The 16280-nt window shown below is 66.0% G+C and carries 16 protein-coding genes; 7 read left to right on the top strand and 9 right to left on the bottom strand.

From position 1 onward, the window contains the following. Positions 1-167 precede the first annotated feature (167 nt). Genes KBY74_RS09930 through hemL form a run of 6 tightly spaced genes read right to left on the bottom strand, consistent with a single transcriptional unit; the run spans position 168 to position 5968 of the window. Entirely contained in the window at positions 168-896 is a 729-nt protein-coding gene (locus tag KBY74_RS09930; protein ID WP_254942560.1) for an ABC transporter ATP-binding protein, read from the bottom strand. Then, the gene (locus KBY74_RS09925; RefSeq protein WP_254942559.1) at positions 893-1657 is read right to left on the bottom strand and encodes an ABC transporter ATP-binding protein; all 765 of its coding nucleotides are present in this window, start codon (positions 1655-1657) and stop codon (positions 893-895) included. The genes KBY74_RS09930 and KBY74_RS09925 overlap by 4 nt, the downstream gene beginning before the upstream one ends. Continuing rightward, complete coding sequence (locus KBY74_RS09920; RefSeq protein WP_254942558.1) at positions 1654-2562, bottom strand: branched-chain amino acid ABC transporter permease; 909 nt, start codon at positions 2560-2562, stop codon at positions 1654-1656. Before KBY74_RS09920 ends, KBY74_RS09925 begins: the two co-directional genes overlap by 4 nt. Before the next feature lie 5 nt (positions 2563-2567). Next, positions 2568-3500, bottom strand: a complete 933-nt coding sequence (locus KBY74_RS09915; RefSeq protein ID WP_254942557.1) for a branched-chain amino acid ABC transporter permease — start codon at positions 3498-3500, stop codon at positions 2568-2570. A gap of 9 nt (positions 3501-3509) precedes the next feature. Further along, positions 3510-4718 (bottom strand): ABC transporter substrate-binding protein, encoded by a 1209-nt coding sequence (locus KBY74_RS09910; protein ID WP_254942556.1) that lies wholly within the window; start codon positions 4716-4718, stop codon positions 3510-3512. A gap of 11 nt (positions 4719-4729) precedes the next feature. Then, on the bottom strand, positions 4730-5968 hold the full coding sequence (gene hemL / locus KBY74_RS09905) for a glutamate-1-semialdehyde 2,1-aminomutase (protein WP_254942562.1): 1239 nt from the start codon (positions 5966-5968) through the stop codon (positions 4730-4732). A 208-nt stretch (positions 5969-6176) separates the two neighbouring features. On the opposite strand from hemL, the gene KBY74_RS09900 reads away from it, so the two are divergent. Continuing rightward, positions 6177-7628 carry an FAD-linked oxidase C-terminal domain-containing protein gene (locus KBY74_RS09900; protein ID WP_254942561.1) on the top strand — a complete coding sequence of 484 codons (1452 nt, stop codon included), beginning with the start codon at positions 6177-6179 and terminating at the stop codon, positions 7626-7628. A gap of 6 nt (positions 7629-7634) precedes the next feature. On the opposite strand, the gene xth is transcribed toward KBY74_RS09900, so the two are convergent. Beyond that, positions 7635-8453 carry an exodeoxyribonuclease III gene (gene xth, locus KBY74_RS09895; RefSeq protein ID WP_254942555.1) on the bottom strand — a complete coding sequence of 273 codons (819 nt, stop codon included), beginning with the start codon at positions 8451-8453 and terminating at the stop codon, positions 7635-7637. An 88-nt stretch (positions 8454-8541) separates the two neighbouring features. Between xth and KBY74_RS09890 the strand changes: the two genes are divergently transcribed. Next, the gene (locus KBY74_RS09890) at positions 8542-8988 is read left to right on the top strand and encodes a hypothetical protein (protein WP_254942554.1); all 447 of its coding nucleotides are present in this window, start codon (positions 8542-8544) and stop codon (positions 8986-8988) included. Here the strand turns inward: KBY74_RS09890 and KBY74_RS09885 are convergent. Further along, positions 8918-9757 (bottom strand): hypothetical protein, encoded by an 840-nt coding sequence (locus KBY74_RS09885; protein ID WP_254942553.1) that lies wholly within the window; start codon positions 9755-9757, stop codon positions 8918-8920. The two genes, KBY74_RS09890 and KBY74_RS09885, sit on opposite strands and share 71 nt — an antisense overlap. 73 nt (positions 9758-9830) lie before the next feature. Between KBY74_RS09885 and KBY74_RS09880 the strand changes: the two genes are divergently transcribed. The 5 genes from KBY74_RS09880 (at position 9831) to KBY74_RS09860 (ending at position 15826) form a co-directional block, all read left to right on the top strand. Continuing rightward, entirely contained in the window at positions 9831-10541 is a 711-nt protein-coding gene (locus KBY74_RS09880; RefSeq protein ID WP_254942552.1) for a hypothetical protein, read from the top strand. Then, positions 10538-11182, top strand: coding sequence for a hypothetical protein (locus KBY74_RS09875; protein ID WP_254942551.1), 645 nt, complete (start codon positions 10538-10540; stop codon positions 11180-11182). Before KBY74_RS09880 ends, KBY74_RS09875 begins: the two co-directional genes overlap by 4 nt. Positions 11183-11228: 46 nt before the next feature. Further along, a complete protein-coding gene (locus KBY74_RS09870; protein ID WP_396123174.1) occupies positions 11229-12428 on the top strand; it encodes a LarC family nickel insertion protein in 1200 nt (399 codons plus the stop codon). 17 nt (positions 12429-12445) lie between these two features. Further along, complete coding sequence (locus KBY74_RS09865) at positions 12446-13444, top strand: lysylphosphatidylglycerol synthase domain-containing protein (RefSeq protein WP_254942549.1); 999 nt, start codon at positions 12446-12448, stop codon at positions 13442-13444. Positions 13445-14098: 654 nt separating this feature from the next. Beyond that, positions 14099-15826 (top strand): mechanosensitive ion channel family protein, encoded by a 1728-nt coding sequence (locus KBY74_RS09860; protein ID WP_254942548.1) that lies wholly within the window; start codon positions 14099-14101, stop codon positions 15824-15826. Positions 15827-15907: 81 nt separating this feature from the next. Here the strand turns inward: KBY74_RS09860 and KBY74_RS09855 are convergent. Beyond that, positions 15908-16280 (bottom strand): hypothetical protein (locus KBY74_RS09855; protein ID WP_254942547.1); only part of this gene is annotated, 373 nt, incomplete at its 5' end.

The raw sequence follows: 16280 nt of genomic DNA, 5'->3' as shown, positions 1-16280 counted from the left end.
GCCATGGCGGCTGAGCATGGACATGCCATCGATAAGACAGTGCTGCTGCGCGAGCACGCCAAGGCCTTGGGCAGCGCGAAGGACCATGAGCTCGCCGGGATCAACAGCTGGGGCGATGCCCTAATGCATTGCTTTGGAGCTACCGAGAACGATTGAGCTGCAGCTGCTCAGTTCGCCCCCAGATAGGAAGCCTGGAGGCTGTTGTCGGCCAGGAGTTGTTCTGCGCTGCCGCCGGCGCTGATGCTGCCCGCCTCCAGCACAAGGCCACGATCGGCAATGGTCAGGGCGGCCTGGGCGTTTTGCTCTACAAGCAGAATGGTGAGCCCGTCTCGGTGCAGCTCGGACAGAGCTGCCATCACCTCGGCTACGAGCCGGGGCGCTAATCCCAGACTCGGCTCATCCAGCATCAACAGGGTGGGCCTGGCCATCAGGGAGCGGCTGATGGCGAGCATCTGCTGCTCTCCTCCGGAGAGGGAGCCGGCCAGCTGGCTGCGGCGCTCGGCCAGGCGGGGAAACAAGGCGTAGCAGCGCTCCAGATCTGTGGCGATAGCGACTTTGTCCCGGCGCAACCAGGCGCCCAGGGCCAGGTTGTCGGCTACCGACTGGCGGCTGAGCACGCGCCGGCCCTCCGGGCAGTGGCTGATGCCCAACTTCACGGTGCGCTCGGTGCGCAGGCGATTGATCAAGCCGCCATGCCAGAGGATCTCGCCGCCGACGGGGTGAATCAGGCCGGAGATGGCCCGCAGGGTGGTGCTTTTACCGGCGCCATTGGCCCCTAGCAGGGTCACCAACTCGCCAGCTTGCACCTTCAGATTGATGCCATGCAGGGCCGTGATGCTGCCGTACCGCACCACCAGGTTGCGCAGCTCGAGCAGGGGCGCTTGGGGGCCGTTCATGCGCCACCGCCCAGATAGGCCTCGATCACCGCCGGGTCGCGCCGCACTTGGTCGGGGCTGCCCAGGGAGATGCGTTGGCCGAAGTTGAGCACCGCCAGCCGGTCGCACAGGCCCAACATCAAGGGCACATGGTGCTCAATGATCAGCACCGTCAGCTTGAACTGGTCCCGGATGCGCCGAATCAGCTCCCGCAGCTCATCTTTCTCTGAGGGGTTCATGCCAGCGGCCGGCTCATCGAGCAGCAGGAGCTGGGGACGGCTGGCCAGGGCCCGGGCCATCTCCAGCCGGCGCCGGTCTCCATAGGAGAGGCTAGCGGCGTCTTGGTGGGCAGTGGCTTCCAGTTGAAATAGGTCAAGCAGCGCTAGAGCCTCTTGCTGCAGCTCGGATTCGCGGCGGCGAAAGGACTGGGTTTGCAGTAGGGCTGCGAGGGGCGGCTGACGGGCGTGCTGATGCATTCCCACGAGCACATTTTCAAGGCAGCTCATGCTGCTGAATAGCCGCAGATTCTGGAAGGTACGAGCGATGCCGAGGCGGGCAATGCGGTGGCTGCTGAGGCCAGCAAGGCTTGCCCCCCGCCAGCGCACGGTGCCGCTGCTGGGGGCGGTGAGGCCAGAAATCACGTTGAAAAGGGTGGTCTTGCCGGCACCGTTGGGGCCGAGCAGGCCAAAAATCTCGCCCTGCTTCACCTCAAGATCGACAGCCTGCAAGGCCCGCAGGCCACCAAAGCGGACCCCCACATCCTCAAGCTGGAGCAGGTTCATTGCTTTACCCCCTGCGCTGCTGCCGTGGGGATGCCTCGTATTCGCGGCTTGAACCACTTGAACAGCTCCGGGGTGATCACTCCCTGGGGAAAGAACAGGGGACCGACCAGAATCACAGCGCCAAACACGATTAGGCGCAGGTCGCCGACCGGGCGCAGCAGCTCTGGTAGGGCGGTGAGCAGCAGCCCGCCAAACACCGGCCCCAGCCAGGTGCGCGAGCCGCCGAACACCACAAACGCCAGGGTGGTGATGCTGGCGTCGAAGTTGCCCAGCTTGGCGTTCCAGGAGTTGAGGAAGTGGGCCGCAACCACGCCTGTGATTCCCGCCACTAGGGCACTCAGTACAAAAGCGAGCAGTTTGGTGTCGGCGGTGTTGATGCCCTGGCTGGCGGCGGCCAGTTCGTCGTCGCGGATGGCGGCCATGGCCCGGCCGGGCCGGGTCTTTTCGAGCCGGTCGCATAGCCAGCAGATCAGGGCCAACAGCGCCAGGGTGAAGGCGGCGTAGCCAGCGGCGCTATTGAAGGGCTGGGGGATGCCGAAGATGCCCAGGGCTCCGCCAGTGAATTCCAGGTTGAGGGTGACAACCCGCAGAATCTCGACCAGGGCGATCGTGGCGATGGCTAGGTAGATGCCCCGCAGCCGCAGCACCACCTTGCCCAGGCCCAGGGCCAGCACGCCTGTGAGCAGGGCCGCTAGAGCCATCTCCAGCAAAACTGAAGTGATTGGGTAGGTGCTGCCGCTGCCGGCTAGGGCGGGGACCCGCGTTGATAGCAGGGCTGCCACCGTGCCGCCGATGGCGAAGAAGCCCGGAGTGGCGAGGGAGAGCTGGCCGCAGCGCAGGGGCAGGTACACCGACAGGCCCAGTAGGGCCCCCAGCAGCATTTGTTCGAGCAGGCCGGCGTCCATGCTGATCAAACCTTGTTGGCCTGGGGTCGGCCCAGCAGACCCTGGGGCCTGATCAACAGCATCAGGAACAGGAAGCCAAAGGAGACCGCATCTTTGTAGCCCGATAGATCGGCGGGCACGCAGGCCTCGGCCAGGCCGATGATCAAGCCACCAAGCACGGCCCCAGGCACGCTGCCGAGCCCCCCCAGCACCAGTACTCCCAGCCCCTTAAGCCCATAGCCAATGCCGAAGTAAGGCCCGGCGATGCTGATGCTCAACCCCACCAGGCCGCCGGCCATGCCTGCCAGGAAGCCGCTGATGCCAAAGGCGATCTGGATCACGCGAGCGCTGTTGATGCCGAGCAGCTGGGCGGTGACCGGGTCTTCGGAAACGGCTTGCAGCGCCTTGCCGCTGCGGCTGCCGTTTATCCAGATCGAAAGGGCTGCCAGTAGCAGGCCGGAGATGGCCAGCAGAATCACCTGCACGGTGCGCACCTTGGCGCCGGCGATGCTCAGCGCCGCCGGCAGGGATCCAAGGGTGCCCACAGGAATCGAATAGCTCTCGGCTCCCACCAGCAGCTGGATCAGGTTCACCAAAATCACACCGGCCCCAAGGCTGGTGATCAGGGCCAGCAGGGGATCCGAGCCTTGATCGCGCAGGGGGCGGAAGGCGATGCGCTCCACCACTAGGGCCACGGCGGCTGCGGCTATGCCCGCCAGTGGCAGAGCAAGCCAGAAGGGCAGGGCAAAGGGGAACTGCAGGCCGGCCAATAAACCATTAGCACCCACCGCGCCCCCAATCAGCAGATAGGTGAAGTAAGCACCCAGGGTGAAAATCGCCCCGTGGGCGAAGTTGATCACCCCCAGCACTGAAAACACCAAGGTGTAGCCAAGGGCAAACAGGGCGTATACAGCTCCTACCGAAAGCCCGTTGAACAGCAGTTGCAGCAGGCCTTCCATGCCGCTGCCCTACGGCAGCAGGCTAAAGCGTCCGCTTTTGCCCCCAGCATTCATGCGCACCTGGGCGACAAAGAAGTTTTTCTGAATCACCTCGCCCTCCGGCGTGAAGCGGATTTCACCGAGGGGGGTTTGGTAGGCGCCGCCGAGGATTTCAGCCATCAGGGCCTTGCGGGCCTGGGCTAGCGGGAGGCCCTTGAGCGGTTGCCTGCGATCTAGGCGGCCGAGCGCTTCGCCGATCACCTGCATGGCTGTGTACGCCTGGGCGGTGAGCTGGGGTGGGATCGGGCTGACCTTGGGATTGCGGGCCTGGGCGGCAGCGAAGGCTGCGGTAAAGCGTTGGTTGGCTGGCGTCTGCAGCTCCGGGCTGTAGGCCTGGGCGATCAAGATGCCGTCGCAATATTTCTGGCAGATCGGGTAGATGTTTGGCGTGTTCATACCATTACCCACCACGATCGCGCCGCGGGAGCCGAGCTCCCGCAGCTGGCGTATGAGGTTGCCGCCATCCATCGCCTGCAGCGACAGCACCACCAGATCAGGCTTCTGATTTAGGGCGGCGGTGATCTGGCTCTGGAAGTCCTGGTCGTTGAGCTGGGTGCGTTGCACCGTGACTGGCTTGAGTCCCTTGGCTGTGAGGGCCTGCTGGAAGATCACCGTCTCTGCGGTGCTGTATGCGTCGTCTTGGGCGTAAAAAACCGCTGCCCGGCGGATGCCCGGGTTGAGTTGCAGGGCCTTGGCAATCGAGAGCGGCGCGATCACCGAGCTTTGGGCTGATACCCGGCTAATGAAATAGCCGATCTCCGGAATGCCGGTAGCGGTATTAGAAGGAGCCACCAAGGGCACGCCCCGGCGCTGGGCGATCGGACCGGCAGAAAATGATTGCTGGGAGAGGGTGGGGCCGATCAGGGCAAGTATGCCCCGGTTGATCTGCAAGGACACGGCAGCGTTGGCACTGGGCTCCGCGCTGCCCCCGTCTTCGATGCTTAGGGATAGCGGTTTGCCGTTAACGCCGCCGGCGCCATTGAGGGCTGCCAGGGAGAGCTCGATGCCGATTTTCTGGTCTTGGCCGTAGACGTTGGCATTGCCGGTGAGTGCCAATACGGCCCCAACGGGAACGCCCTTGCTCAGATTGACTGGACCCTGATCATCTGAGCCCTGGCAGGCGCTGAGTGCAGCAGCAGAGAGCAAGGCGGCCAGGCTGGAGGCAAGACGACGCTTCATGGGAGCCGGGGTCAAGCCACCGCTGCGAAGCATTCGCGGAATGCCGCGATGGTGGCGTCGATGTCGGCGTCTGAGTGGGCCAGGGAGGTAAAGCCCGCCTCGAAGGCGCTTGGGGCCAGGTAAACGCCGCGCTCAAGCATGGCGCGATGCAGTTTGCCGAAGCGAACCGTGTCGGCCGCCTTGGCATCCTCGAAGTTGCGCACCGGGCCATCGCAGAGGAAGAAACCAAACATGGCGCTGATCGAGCCGCCGCAGATAGGCAGACCGGCGCTGCGGGCAGCATCAAGGATGCCGGTGACCAACCGCTTGGTGATTACCTCTAGGCGCTCGTAGGTGCCGGGCTGCTGCAGCAGCTGCAGGGTCTTGATGCCGGCGGTCATCGCCAGGGGATTGCCACTGAGGGTGCCGGCTTGATACATGGGGCCGGCTGGGGCCACCATCGCCATGATGTCGGCTCTGCCGCCGTAGGCCCCCACGGGCAGGCCGCCACCGATCACCTTGCCCATGGTGGTGAGGTCGGGGGTAATGCCGAATTTGGCCTGGGCGCCGCCGTAGCTGATGCGGAAGCCGGTCATCACCTCGTCGAATACCAGCAGGGCGCCGTTCTCCTTGGTGAGCTCGCGGATGCCCTCGAGGAAGCCAGGCTCGGGGGTGATGAAGCCCGCATTGCCCACCACAGGCTCAAGAATCAAGCCGGCGATTTCACCGGGGTTCTCAGCGAAGAGCTGCTTGACGGCTTCCAGATCGTTGTAGGGGGCGGTGAGGGTGCTGGCGGCGGTGCTGCGGGGCACGCCAGGGGAATCGGGCAGGCCCAGGGTGGCCACCCCGGAGCCGGCCTTCACCAAAAACATGTCGGCGTGGCCGTGATAGCAGCCCTCGAACTTGATGATTTTTTCGCGGCCGGTGAAGGCGCGCATCAGGCGCAGCACCGACATGCAGGCCTCCGTGCCGCTGTTGACGAAGCGCACCATCTCCACCGAGGGCACGGCTGCGATCACCATCTCGGCGAGGGTGTTTTCCAGGGCGCAGGGGGCGCCGAAGCTGGTTCCCTTGTCGAGGGCCTCGTGCAGGGCTGCGATCACCTCGGGGTGGGCATGGCCGCAGATAGCCGGCCCCCAGCTGCCGATGTAGTCGATGTAGCGATTGCCGTCTACGTCCCAGGCGTAGGAGCCCTTGACCCGATCGAAGACGATCGGCTGGCCACCGACCGATTTAAACGCCCGCACCGGAGAGCTGACGCCACCTGGCATCAAGCTCTGGGCAGCATTGAAGAGCTCTTGGGAGCGGCTCGTGTTGAAGGTAGAACCCGAGGCCGGGGCAGAGGTGGCAGCCGAGGTCAAAGCGGAACCCACAGAGGAACAAAACCATCAACCATCCTGACCCAAAACCGGCCCGTAGTGCTTGCTCGGTAAATTGGGCTTCTTGCGATGGGTTCATCTGGGCATCAATTGGCCAGAGATGGAGCGGCAGTTACGCCAGTTCCTGCCACCCCGCGCCGTGGTGTCGGCGCGCCAGGAGCTACTGGCCTACGACTGCGATGGCCTCACCCTGAGCCGGCACCAGCCGCCCCTGGTGGTGCTGCCTGAGACGACGGCCCAGGTGGCTGCCGCGGTAAAGCTCTGCCACCAGCAGGGGGTGCCGTTTGTGGCCCGGGGCAGCGGCACCGGCCTCTCCGGAGGCGCAGTAGCCGAGATCGAGTCCCTGGTGATCGCCACCAGCCGCATGCGCCAGGTGCTGGCCATAGATCTGGAAAACCAGCGCATCACGGTGCAGCCCGGTGTGATCAACAGCTGGGTGACACGGGCGGTGGCCGGCGATGGCTTTTATTACGCCCCAGATCCCTCCAGCCAGGTGGCCTGCAGCATCGGCGGCAACGTGGCCGAAAATTCCGGTGGCGTGCACTGCCTCAAATACGGCGTGACCAGCAACCATGTGCTGGGCCTGGAGGTGGTGCTGCCAGATGGCAGCGTTACCACCTTGGGCAGCGACCTCGACGAAACCCCCGAACTCGATCTGCGGGGAGCTTTTATAGGCAGTGAGGGCACTTTGGGTATCGCTACGGCGATCACCTTGAGGCTGCTGCGGGCGCCCCAGAGCGTGGCCGTGCTGCTAGCCGACTTCACCAGCATGGAAGCGGCCGGCGAGGCGGTGCGTCAGGTGACTGCCGCCGGCTTGCTGCCTGCTGGCATGGAAATGATGGATCGCCTCACGATCGAGGCGGTGAACGACTACTTCGGAGTTGATGAATACCCCCGCGATGCGGCGGCACTGCTGTTGATCGAGCTCGATGGTCAGGAGGGGGAGGTGGCGGCAGCGGTGCAGCTCTCCACCCAGCTCTGCTCCCAGGCGGGTGCCCGCAGCGTGCGCCAGGCCACCGATGCCCAGGAGCGCGCCCTGCTGTGGAAAGGGCGCAAATCGGCCGTATCAGCCTTGGGTCGCCGCTTCCCCAGCTACTACCTCCAGGACGGCGTAGTGCCCCGCAGTGCCCTGCCCCGGGTGCTAGCGGCGATTGAGCAGCTCAGCGCCAGCTACGGCTTGCCGGTGGCCAATGTTTTTCATGCCGGTGACGGCAACCTGCACCCCTTGATCCTTTATTCGGCCCAGGAGCCCGGCATCGAGGAGCGGGTGAAGGCCCTGGGCGCCGACATTTTGCGGCTGTGTGTGGATGAGGGGGGCAGCATCAGCGGTGAGCACGGGGTGGGTAGCGATAAGCGCTGCTACCTCGACTGGATGTACAGCCCCGATGACCTGGCCACGATGCAGCTGGTGCGCCGGGCCTTCGATCCGCTGAATATTGCTAATCCCGGCAAGATCTTCCCCACCCCAAGTAGTTGCGGCGAATCGGCCCGCAGGGTGGCGGTGCTGCAGGCCCAGGGCCAGGCGCTGCCCGATGAAGCGGTGGTGTTTTAACCGGGCTTAGTTCCAGTCGTCGGTTTCAGGCGGCCACACCAGATTCACCACCACCGGGGCGTGGTCACTGGGCTGCTCATTGCCCCGGGTGGCCTTGTGGATAACGCAGCCGGTGGCGCTGGCGAGCAGTTGTTCGCAGAGGTAGATGTGGTCGATACGCCAGCCCCGGTCCCGGTCCCAGGCGCCGGTGCGGTAGTCCCACCAGCTCCAGTGCCCGGCCTCTGGCTCGAACACCCGAAACACGTCTGTGAGCCGCTCGCCCAGCAGCTGCTGCAGGGCTGAGCGCTCCGCCGCGCTGGCCATGATGCCGCCGCTTAGTCGCTCCGGATCGTGGATGTCGCGGGCCTCGGGGCCGATGTTGAAATCGCCCACCATGCAGAGGGGATCTCCCTGGCGCTCCTGCTCCTCCAGGTAGCGCCGCAGGCAGGCCAACCACTCAAGCTTGTAGGCGTACTTTTCGCTCTTGAGCGAGCTGCCATTGGGCACGTAGAGATTCAGCACCCGGATGCCGTCGATCAGGGCGCTGATCACCCGTTTCTGCTCGCTGAGACCGGCGGCTTCTTGCTCGGCGGGCAGTAGGGCCTCAAAGCCGATCTGCACGTCCTCCAGTGGTAGCAGGCTGAGGATGGCGACGCCGTTGTAGGCCTTCTGGCCGCTGATGGCCACCGCGTAGCCCAGGGCCTCAAAGGCTTCACGCGGAAACAGCTCATCTGTCACCTTGGTTTCCTGCAGGCACAGCACATCGGGGCGTTCCTGTTGCAGCCAGGCGAGCACCTGCTCGAGGCGTGTGCGCACCGAGTTGACGTTCCAGGTGGCGATCTTCATAGGTAGGGGGTCAGCAGGGAGGCGGCCGAAACCCACCCTGGGGAACGCACCTAGGATGGGACTCGGAGAGCATCGGAGTGCATAACCCATGGCCGCTGATAGTTCGCCGCTGTCCAGCACACGCTCTGCCAGTGCACTGGGAAGCAAGGCCCTGGGATGCCATGCCTTGGGCTACTTCGGCGCAACGGTTGCTTTGGCCGCGGGGGTTGCTTCTGTAGTTGGGATTGCTTCGGTAGTTGGAGTTGCTTCTGTAGCTGGAGTTGGAGCGGCCAGGGCTCAGGAAAAGGGCTACGGCCAAACGATCAGCAGCCCCCAGCAGCAGCGGGAGCTCGATTACGGCACCGGAACCAATAAAGGTGGTTCGGCGCTCGATTCCGCCAACCCAATCGACTTGATGAACAAGCTGCGCAAGGCCACCTCCATGGATAACGCCACCAACCCTGGCGATGCGGTGGACGCGGCCCTCAGGGATTTCCACTCTCCGCCTGCAGCGCCGGCGTCGGCTTCCCCGGCGGTAACGGTGAAGGGTCCCTGAGCGGCGCCAAACCCCAGGCGGCGGCAACCTGATCCAGGCGCGGGTCGCTTGGGCCAGGTTTGCGGGAGCGCGCTAACGCCAGCGACTCCTGGGCGCCTTTGATATCGCCGCGCTCCTGCTGCAGCATCGCCCGCGCCAGCAGGGGGCGTTGGTCGGTGGGGAATTCTGCGGCCAATTTGAGCAGCAGCGACTCTGCCTGGCCCGCCTGACCTCGCTTCTGCAGCAGGTTGGCAAGCAGCAGGCCGATCGGCAGGGCCTCCGGCTTCAGCTGGGGTTTGCTAGCCCTCTGCAGCGCCGCCTCCAGCTGGCTCTGGGCAAGGGCTCCACGCCCCATTTCCAGTTGCAGCAGGGCCATCAGTTGCAGACCCTCGATCTGGCCGGGCCGCAGGTTGAGCAGTTGGCGCACCTCCCGCTCAGCGCCGCTGCGGTCCTGCTGGTCGCGGCGCAGCTCGGCCAGCAGCAGCCGCAGCGACCACTGCTGGGGTTGCTGGTCGGCTAGGCGCTCCAGCAGCACTGTGGCCTCCGCTTTGCGATCCAGAGCTACCAGTAGCTCCAGCAGCCGCTGCTGTTCGGCCTGGCTGGCCTCGCCCTGGTTGAGCCGCTGCTGCAGGGAGGAGGCCTGACGCTCCAGGGCCGTGCGGGAGGGATCGGATCCAGCCGAACCGGCCTGCAGCTGTCCCAGCCACCAGCCAGCGGCGATGCACAGCGCTCCTGCCCCCGCAATGGCGAGCCCAGTCCAGATCCCGGAACGGTTGGGAGCGGCGGGCATTGGCAAGCGGCCTGCGGTGGGCTGCCAGTCTGCCCTTTGTCCCTTTGCCCTGGGGGCACTTAAAGTTCAGCCCATGCGCCAACACCCGATTTCTCCGGTAACCGAACCCACGCAATACCGGGCCATTGGCGTGGTGCGAGGCGTTTATGTACCCACCGATGCCGAGCAGCTCACCCGGGGGGTGATCCGCACGGCTGATGGCACCGAGCTTGAGGCCGTGGTGCTGGGCCGGCTGCTCACTTTGATGCGCCGCCACCTCAACCTCGAAGAGCCCCATCTCTGGGTGGTTTACCCCCGCTCGAGGGAGGAGGAGGGGTTGCACCTGCAGATGGTGGGTGTGTGGGAGCCCAGCACCCTGGCCGCGGGCGAGGAAGCTGAATCCCCTGCTGCCGAGAGTCCTGCTGCGGATAGCCCAGAAGACGCCTTGCCCGAGGGGGACGACTACTTTTCGGTGCGCGGTGAATTGATTTACACCCGCCCTGAAACCGGCGATCTGGTGGTGAAGGTGCGGGTGATGCCCCGCCCGGATGGCAGCCGCCCCGTGCCCTTCAAGCTGCAGCTGAAGGGTGATGTGCCCCTCGAGCATTTGCGCCACTTCGTGGCGCTCAACCTGCGCCGTCAGGCCCAGCAGCTGCAGCTGGAGAGCTTTGAAGTGATTGGTCCGGTGGCCCAGCGGGGTAACCGGGGCGGCAAGGGGCGCCGCGATGGTGCCGCTAGCAAGGGCGGTAAGGGCGGCAAGGCACGGCCGGCGGCGGCTGCTCAGGGCGGCCCGCGCCGGCCATGACCCAACCCCTGGCGGCTGGCTTGGCCGTGGGCTTGATCAGCCTGGCGGCGATTCTTGGCCCCGCCCTGGGCCTTTCGCCTTGGATTGTGACCCTGATAGCGGGCCTGGGCTTGGGCGGCCTCACCTTGGATGCGGCCCGCTTCGGTGGCCGCGGCGGCCATGTGCTGGCCGAAGCCCTACCAGGGGGCCGCGCCCGCCTGCGGCGGATTGCGATTCATGAGGCGGGCCACCTGCTGGTGGCGCGTCAGGAGGAGATGGCGGTGCGCCAGGTGCTGGTGGGTTCCCTGGCCTGCCTGCGGGCCGGCCTCAACACCAGCGGCAGCACCGAACTCGAACCGCCGGCCCATGCCAAGTTGCCGGCCGAGGAGCTGCGGCGCTGGAGTCGGGTGTTGCAGGCGGGCATGGTGGCCGAGCAGCTGATCTACGGCCAAAGCGTGGGCGGCAACGACGACCGGGCCCTGCTGGGGCGGCTCTGGGGCCTCTCCGGCCAAGACGTTGACACCGCCCAGCGGGAACAGCGCCGGGCCCGCCGCGAGGTAGAGGCCCAGCTGCGCGCCAGCGAGCAGCAACTGCAGGCGGAGGCCGATGCCCTGCTGGCCCTGGCGCCAAGGCTGGGACGCCCCCTGGCTGGGGAGGCCTGAGGCGGTGCTGGCGCTGCTGGATGCGCCCACGGGCTTAGCCGGCAACATGCTTTTGGCAGCCCTGCTGGATCTGGGGCTACCGCAGGCGGAGATCGATGGCCCCCTGGCCGCTCTCGGCCTAGCCGGGACCTACCGCTTGGAGCTGGAAGAGCGCCGCAGCGGCGGCCTGCGCGGTCTGCATTTGGAGGTGCTGAGCCTGGAGCCCCAGCCTTCCCATCGGCGCTGGGGCGATCTGCGCGGCCAGTTGCAAGCGGCCCCTTGGCCCGAGCCTTTGCGGCAGCGGGTGCTGGAGGTGTTTGGCCTGCTGGCGGCGGCGGAGGCGGCGGTGCACGGCCACAGCCCCGAGCAGGTGCACTTCCACGAGGTGGGCGCCCTTGATGCTCTGGTTGATGTGGTGGGGGTGTGCGCCGGGCTGCTGCACTTCGGGGTGGAGCAGCTGGTGTGCAGCCCGCCGCCGGCGGGTCATGGCCTGGTGGCCACGGCCCACGGCACCCTGCCCCTGCCGGCGCCTGCCGTATTGGAGCTGGCCCGCTTGCGGGCGATTCCCCTGGCCTCAGCCGAAGGCTTCCCCCCCGGCGAACTCACCACCCCCACGGGTCTGGCTTTAGCGGCCTGTTGGGCGACGCGCTTTGGCCATCCCCCCACCCACGTGCCTAAGCGGGTGGGCGTGGGGCTGGGCTCGCGCAGCCTGGATCGCCCCAACCTGCTGCGACTCACCCTGGCCGATTGCGGCGGCTTCGATCCTGCCCAGCTCGAAACAGTGCAGCTCGAAACCGTGCAGCAAGAAACCGTGCTGGTGCAGCAGGCTCAGATCGACGACGCCACGGCGGAGGATCTGGCTTTCCTGGCTGAGGAACTGCGCCAGGCCGGGGCCCTGGATGTGTTCAGCCAGGCGATTGCCATGAAGAAAGGGCGCACCGCCCAGCTGCTTACGGCCCTTGTCGCCCCCGAGCAGGCCGAGAGGTTGCGCCGGGTGTGGTGGCGGCACAGCAGCACCCTGGGGTTGCGCGAACATTCCCAGACCCGCTGGGTGCTGCCGCGCCGCAGCCTGGAGCTGGCCACTCCCCTGGGGCCGGTGCGGCTCAAGCAGGCCCAGCTGCCCGACGGCCGCTGGCGCAGCAAGCCTGAACACGTCGACCTGGCAGCTCTTGCGCGCCAGCACACACTGGGGATCGATCAGGTGCGGTTGGTTGTGCAGCAGGCCCTCGAGGCCCAGCCCGATTCCAATTTGCCCAGCCAGCCCTAAGCCAACCAGCCCTACGCATGCCGCCTTTTGCCCACGCCCTGCTTCAGCGCTGCCGCCGCGGGCTGATTCGTTTGGCCTCCTGGTGGGAGGGCTTGCCGCCCCTGCCCGGCGGCCTGAAGCTGTGGATCAGCTTGCTGAGTTTTGGATTTCTGCTGGCGGCCCTAGTGGGCCACGGGCGCCAGCTGCTGCAGCTCAGTCTCGATCGCCAAGGCTGGCTGTGGTTGCTGCTGGGGGTGGGGGTGAGTTTGCTGAGCCTGGTGGCCAACGGCCTGGCCTTCGGCGTGGTGTTGCGCTGGTTCGGGCTGCGCCCCCGCTGGGGCGAACTGGTGCGGGCCTACCTCGATACCAACCTGCGCAAATTCCTGCCCGGTGGCATCTGGCACCTCAGCAGTCGCGTGCAGCTGTTGCGCAGCCCTGAGGCCCCCTTGGCGGCTCCGGCCCCGGGCGCTCTGGCCTTGGTGGCGGTGCTGCTGGACCCCTTGGTGGCGGCGGTGGCGGCCCTGGCGCTGATGTCTGCGGGCGGCTGGCAACAGGGCCTGGCCTTGTTGGGGTTGTTGCCCTTGGTCTTGCTCTGGCCCCGTTTGCTCAATCCCCTGCTCAGTCGCCTAGAGCGCCGCAAGGTCTCGGCGCTGGCCATGGACATCGAGGCGGCCGCCACTGCGCCGATTCGCTCCTATCCCTGGCCGCCGCTGCTGGTGCAGTTTGCATTTGTGCTGCTGCGCTTTGGCGGCTTCGCCTGCTGCGTGCAGGCCTTCGATCTCTCCTACAGCCTCAGCTGGGGCGGCTGGCTGGCAGGCTTCGCCCTGGCCTGGACCGCTGGCCTGGTGGTGCCCGGCGCCCCCGGCGGCCTGGGCGTGTTCGAGTCGGTGCTGCTGCTGCGCCTCGGCTTCGCCATCCCCGAGGCGCCGCTGCTGGCGATTGCGATCAGCTACCGGCTGGTGGTGACCATCGCTGATCTCTTGGCGGCGCTCACGGCCAGGCTGGATGGGCCGCGGCAGGCCCAGCTGTTGCGCTAGATGCGAGTTCTGGCGCGGCGCGCTCCCCATCAGGGTTCACCAAGGCCATGAGCCGCTGCTGCAGAAGAGGATCGTCAGGCACCTAAGCGAGCAACTGTCCGAGCCAGCGGTTGGAGGCTTCGGGCAGCTGCACGCCGTTGCTCGGGCAAGGTTTGGTCATACGCGACCGGTAGCCCACTGTTCAAGATGGATTGCAGTTCCGCGGTAGAAAAGCTGGTGTTTTATGGCGTTGTTGCAGAGACTAGGCGGCATCGGGCAGCCCAAAGTCACTGGCGGTTAGCAGCACCACTGTGATCGAAGGGATGCAGTTTCCGCCAAGTAAGGGGATGTTGTGATGACACCAATAAGGCCCCGCTAATGCTGAGGGCCAGACTTATTCAGTTGATGCTTAGCTACTCAGTGGCGCCGAGGTTGACAAGGGCGTCTGACATGCGCACATCAAACTGTGGCTGTTTGGGCGTCGGCGCTGGGGATGAATGCCGCAGAAGCGACGATGGCTAGGGCAACACAGCCAACGCCGTTCAGGTGGAGCTTGATCCATATTTTGTGCCTGGAAGAACGCCATGCACTGACGGCTTCTCGCCGGATTGGCTGGGGTGTGCCGCGACGCCAAGCCACCTAGCCTCCCTCCAGTATTGAACCCATCTGCTGCCCATGGCCGCCCCGCGCTGGAACCGGTGGTTGAGCCTTGTGATCTCGATGGTGATCTGCCTAGTGATGGCTGTGTCGGTGGGGCTGGACTTCCTGCCGTCGGCAGCGGCAGCAGACCAGCCTGAGGATGCGCTCACCAAGGCAGCTGAACCGGTCGGCAGCTTTGAGGTGGCACCGGTTCACATCCTCGGGGTGCCGGCGATCAGCGTGGCTTCGCCCGTGGTGAACCAGCAGGATGCTGGTCCCCAGGCGACGCAGCGGGCTGCGGTGATCGAGGGAAACCTCTCCCTGCTCTATCAGCCCCGCCTGCTGTGCGACCAGGGTGAAGCCATCGCCGAGGCGCTGCTTGAGGGCCTTGTTCTCGGTGGGCCGGAGAAGCAACGGCTCTGCAGCGGCGACCCCTGGTCGGTGCTCGGCAAGCCCAACGATCTCCGCGTCGAAGTCGCCTCCCGCCGCGACGGCAGCCTTCAGCTGGAGGCGAGATTGCAGGGGCGGCCCATGCCGCTTCCGCTGCTCACCGTCACCGAGGCGGATGCCCAGCTGCATGGCCTCAGCCGCGCCCAACTGGCCAGCCGCTGGCGTCAGCTGCTGCAGCGGCGCCTGCGCCATGCCCGCCTCACCGAGCAGCCCAGCCAGGTGTGGCTGCGGCTCAAAGTGACGCTGGTGATTGAACTGGTGTTGCTGGCTTGCGTGTCAGCCAGCCTTTGGTTGTGGGGCCGCCTGCGGCGGCGGCTGCGTGATCGCCAGAAAGGGGCCAGGGAGTACCGGGAGTTGCAGAGCAGCCGGGCCCAGCTGCTGCAGGGGGTGATCCGGCTGCTGTTCCTGGCCGTGCTGGTGCAGCTAGTGCTGATGGTGGGTCTGGCGGTGGCTGCGGTTCCGGGCCAGATCCCACTGGCCATCACGGTGTTGCTGCAACCCCTCTCGATCCTGTCCAAGGTGCTGGGGATCGGCCTCGCTGCCCTGGGCCTGCGCCTGCTGGTGCTGTTCGTGCTGCGGCAATGGGTGAGCAGCCTGGCGGTGCCGATGGAGGAGCGGGCCCGGCGGGAGCAGCGCTACCACAACCTGATGCAGGCCAGCCAGCGGCTGATCGATCTGGCCTGCATCGCTGTGCTTGGTGTGCTGGTGCTGCTCGATATCCCCGGGGTGCGTGAACTCACGGTGGGCGCCTGGCTTGCTGGTGGAGCCTTGCTCGGCGGCCTGGCGATCGCCTTCCAAGGGCTGCTGCGCGATCTGGTGGCGGGCCTGGTGGCGTTGCTCGACGATCACTACGCCGTCGGCGACGTGGTGGAAATCAATGGCATCACCGGTGAAGTGGTCGACGTGGGCCTGCTCGTCACCGAACTGCGCAGCGCCGATCAGCGGGTGGTGGTGGTGGCCAACAGCGCAAGCCAGCAGCTGCTGAACCACACCAAGATCCGATCTGGAGTGAATGTGGTGATTCCGCTCGCCACCCACAACACGCGGCTGGATGAGGCGCTGGCGCTGATCGAGGACGAATGCGGGATCTTCGCGGCAGATCCAACCTCGAGTGCTGGGCTGCTGCAAGCCCCTTGCGTCCGTGGTGTTAGCCACGTGAGCCCCCAGGCCGTGGAGATCAGCGTGTTGCTCACCACCCGCACCGGTGAGCAGTGGGCGGCAGAGCGAGCGTTGCTGCGCCGGCTGGTGGTGCGCCTGCAGGAGGCCGGCATTCCGCTGGCAGGTTCAGTCATCGCCACGAGCAGCAGCCCTTAGAGGAGGTCCACTGATAGCTGGTATGAATCAGATAGCTCAACGGCTGCTCCAAGTTGCCGCCAGGCAGCTCGCGCCTGTTTCCTAAGACGCGTTCATCAGTTCGCTGATACGGGGACACCAGTCGCGCGCCACGGTTAGTGCCACAGGATCGTTGAGCACAGGCTGCCAGCCTCGTTGGTAGTTCCCTGGCAGGCGCACGTCACCAATGCGGTCGCAGGTCTGGTCGCGGCAGTCGAGTTGATTGTTGAAGTAGTGGCGTAGTGAACCAGCAGGGGTGCCTCCGCGTAGAGTGGGAGCGATGTACCCGTCGCGCCAGCAGTTGTTGCTGTTGCAGCGGATCGTGCCGGGGTTGCCCGCATCCAACCGTGCCGGCTCGGCGGGCCAGTCGATCACACTGTGGCCAATGAAGCCGATGTAGCGGCCACTTGTGCCGCGCAGATTGAGCTGGCGCAGT

It is taken from the genome of Cyanobium sp. A1C-AMD (assembly GCF_024346495.1).
Taxonomy (GTDB): Bacteria; Cyanobacteriota; Cyanobacteriia; order PCC-6307; family Cyanobiaceae; genus Cyanobium_A; species Cyanobium_A usitatum.
Note: the sequence above shows the minus strand (reverse complement) of the source record. Positions and strands in the feature narration are given on the sequence as shown.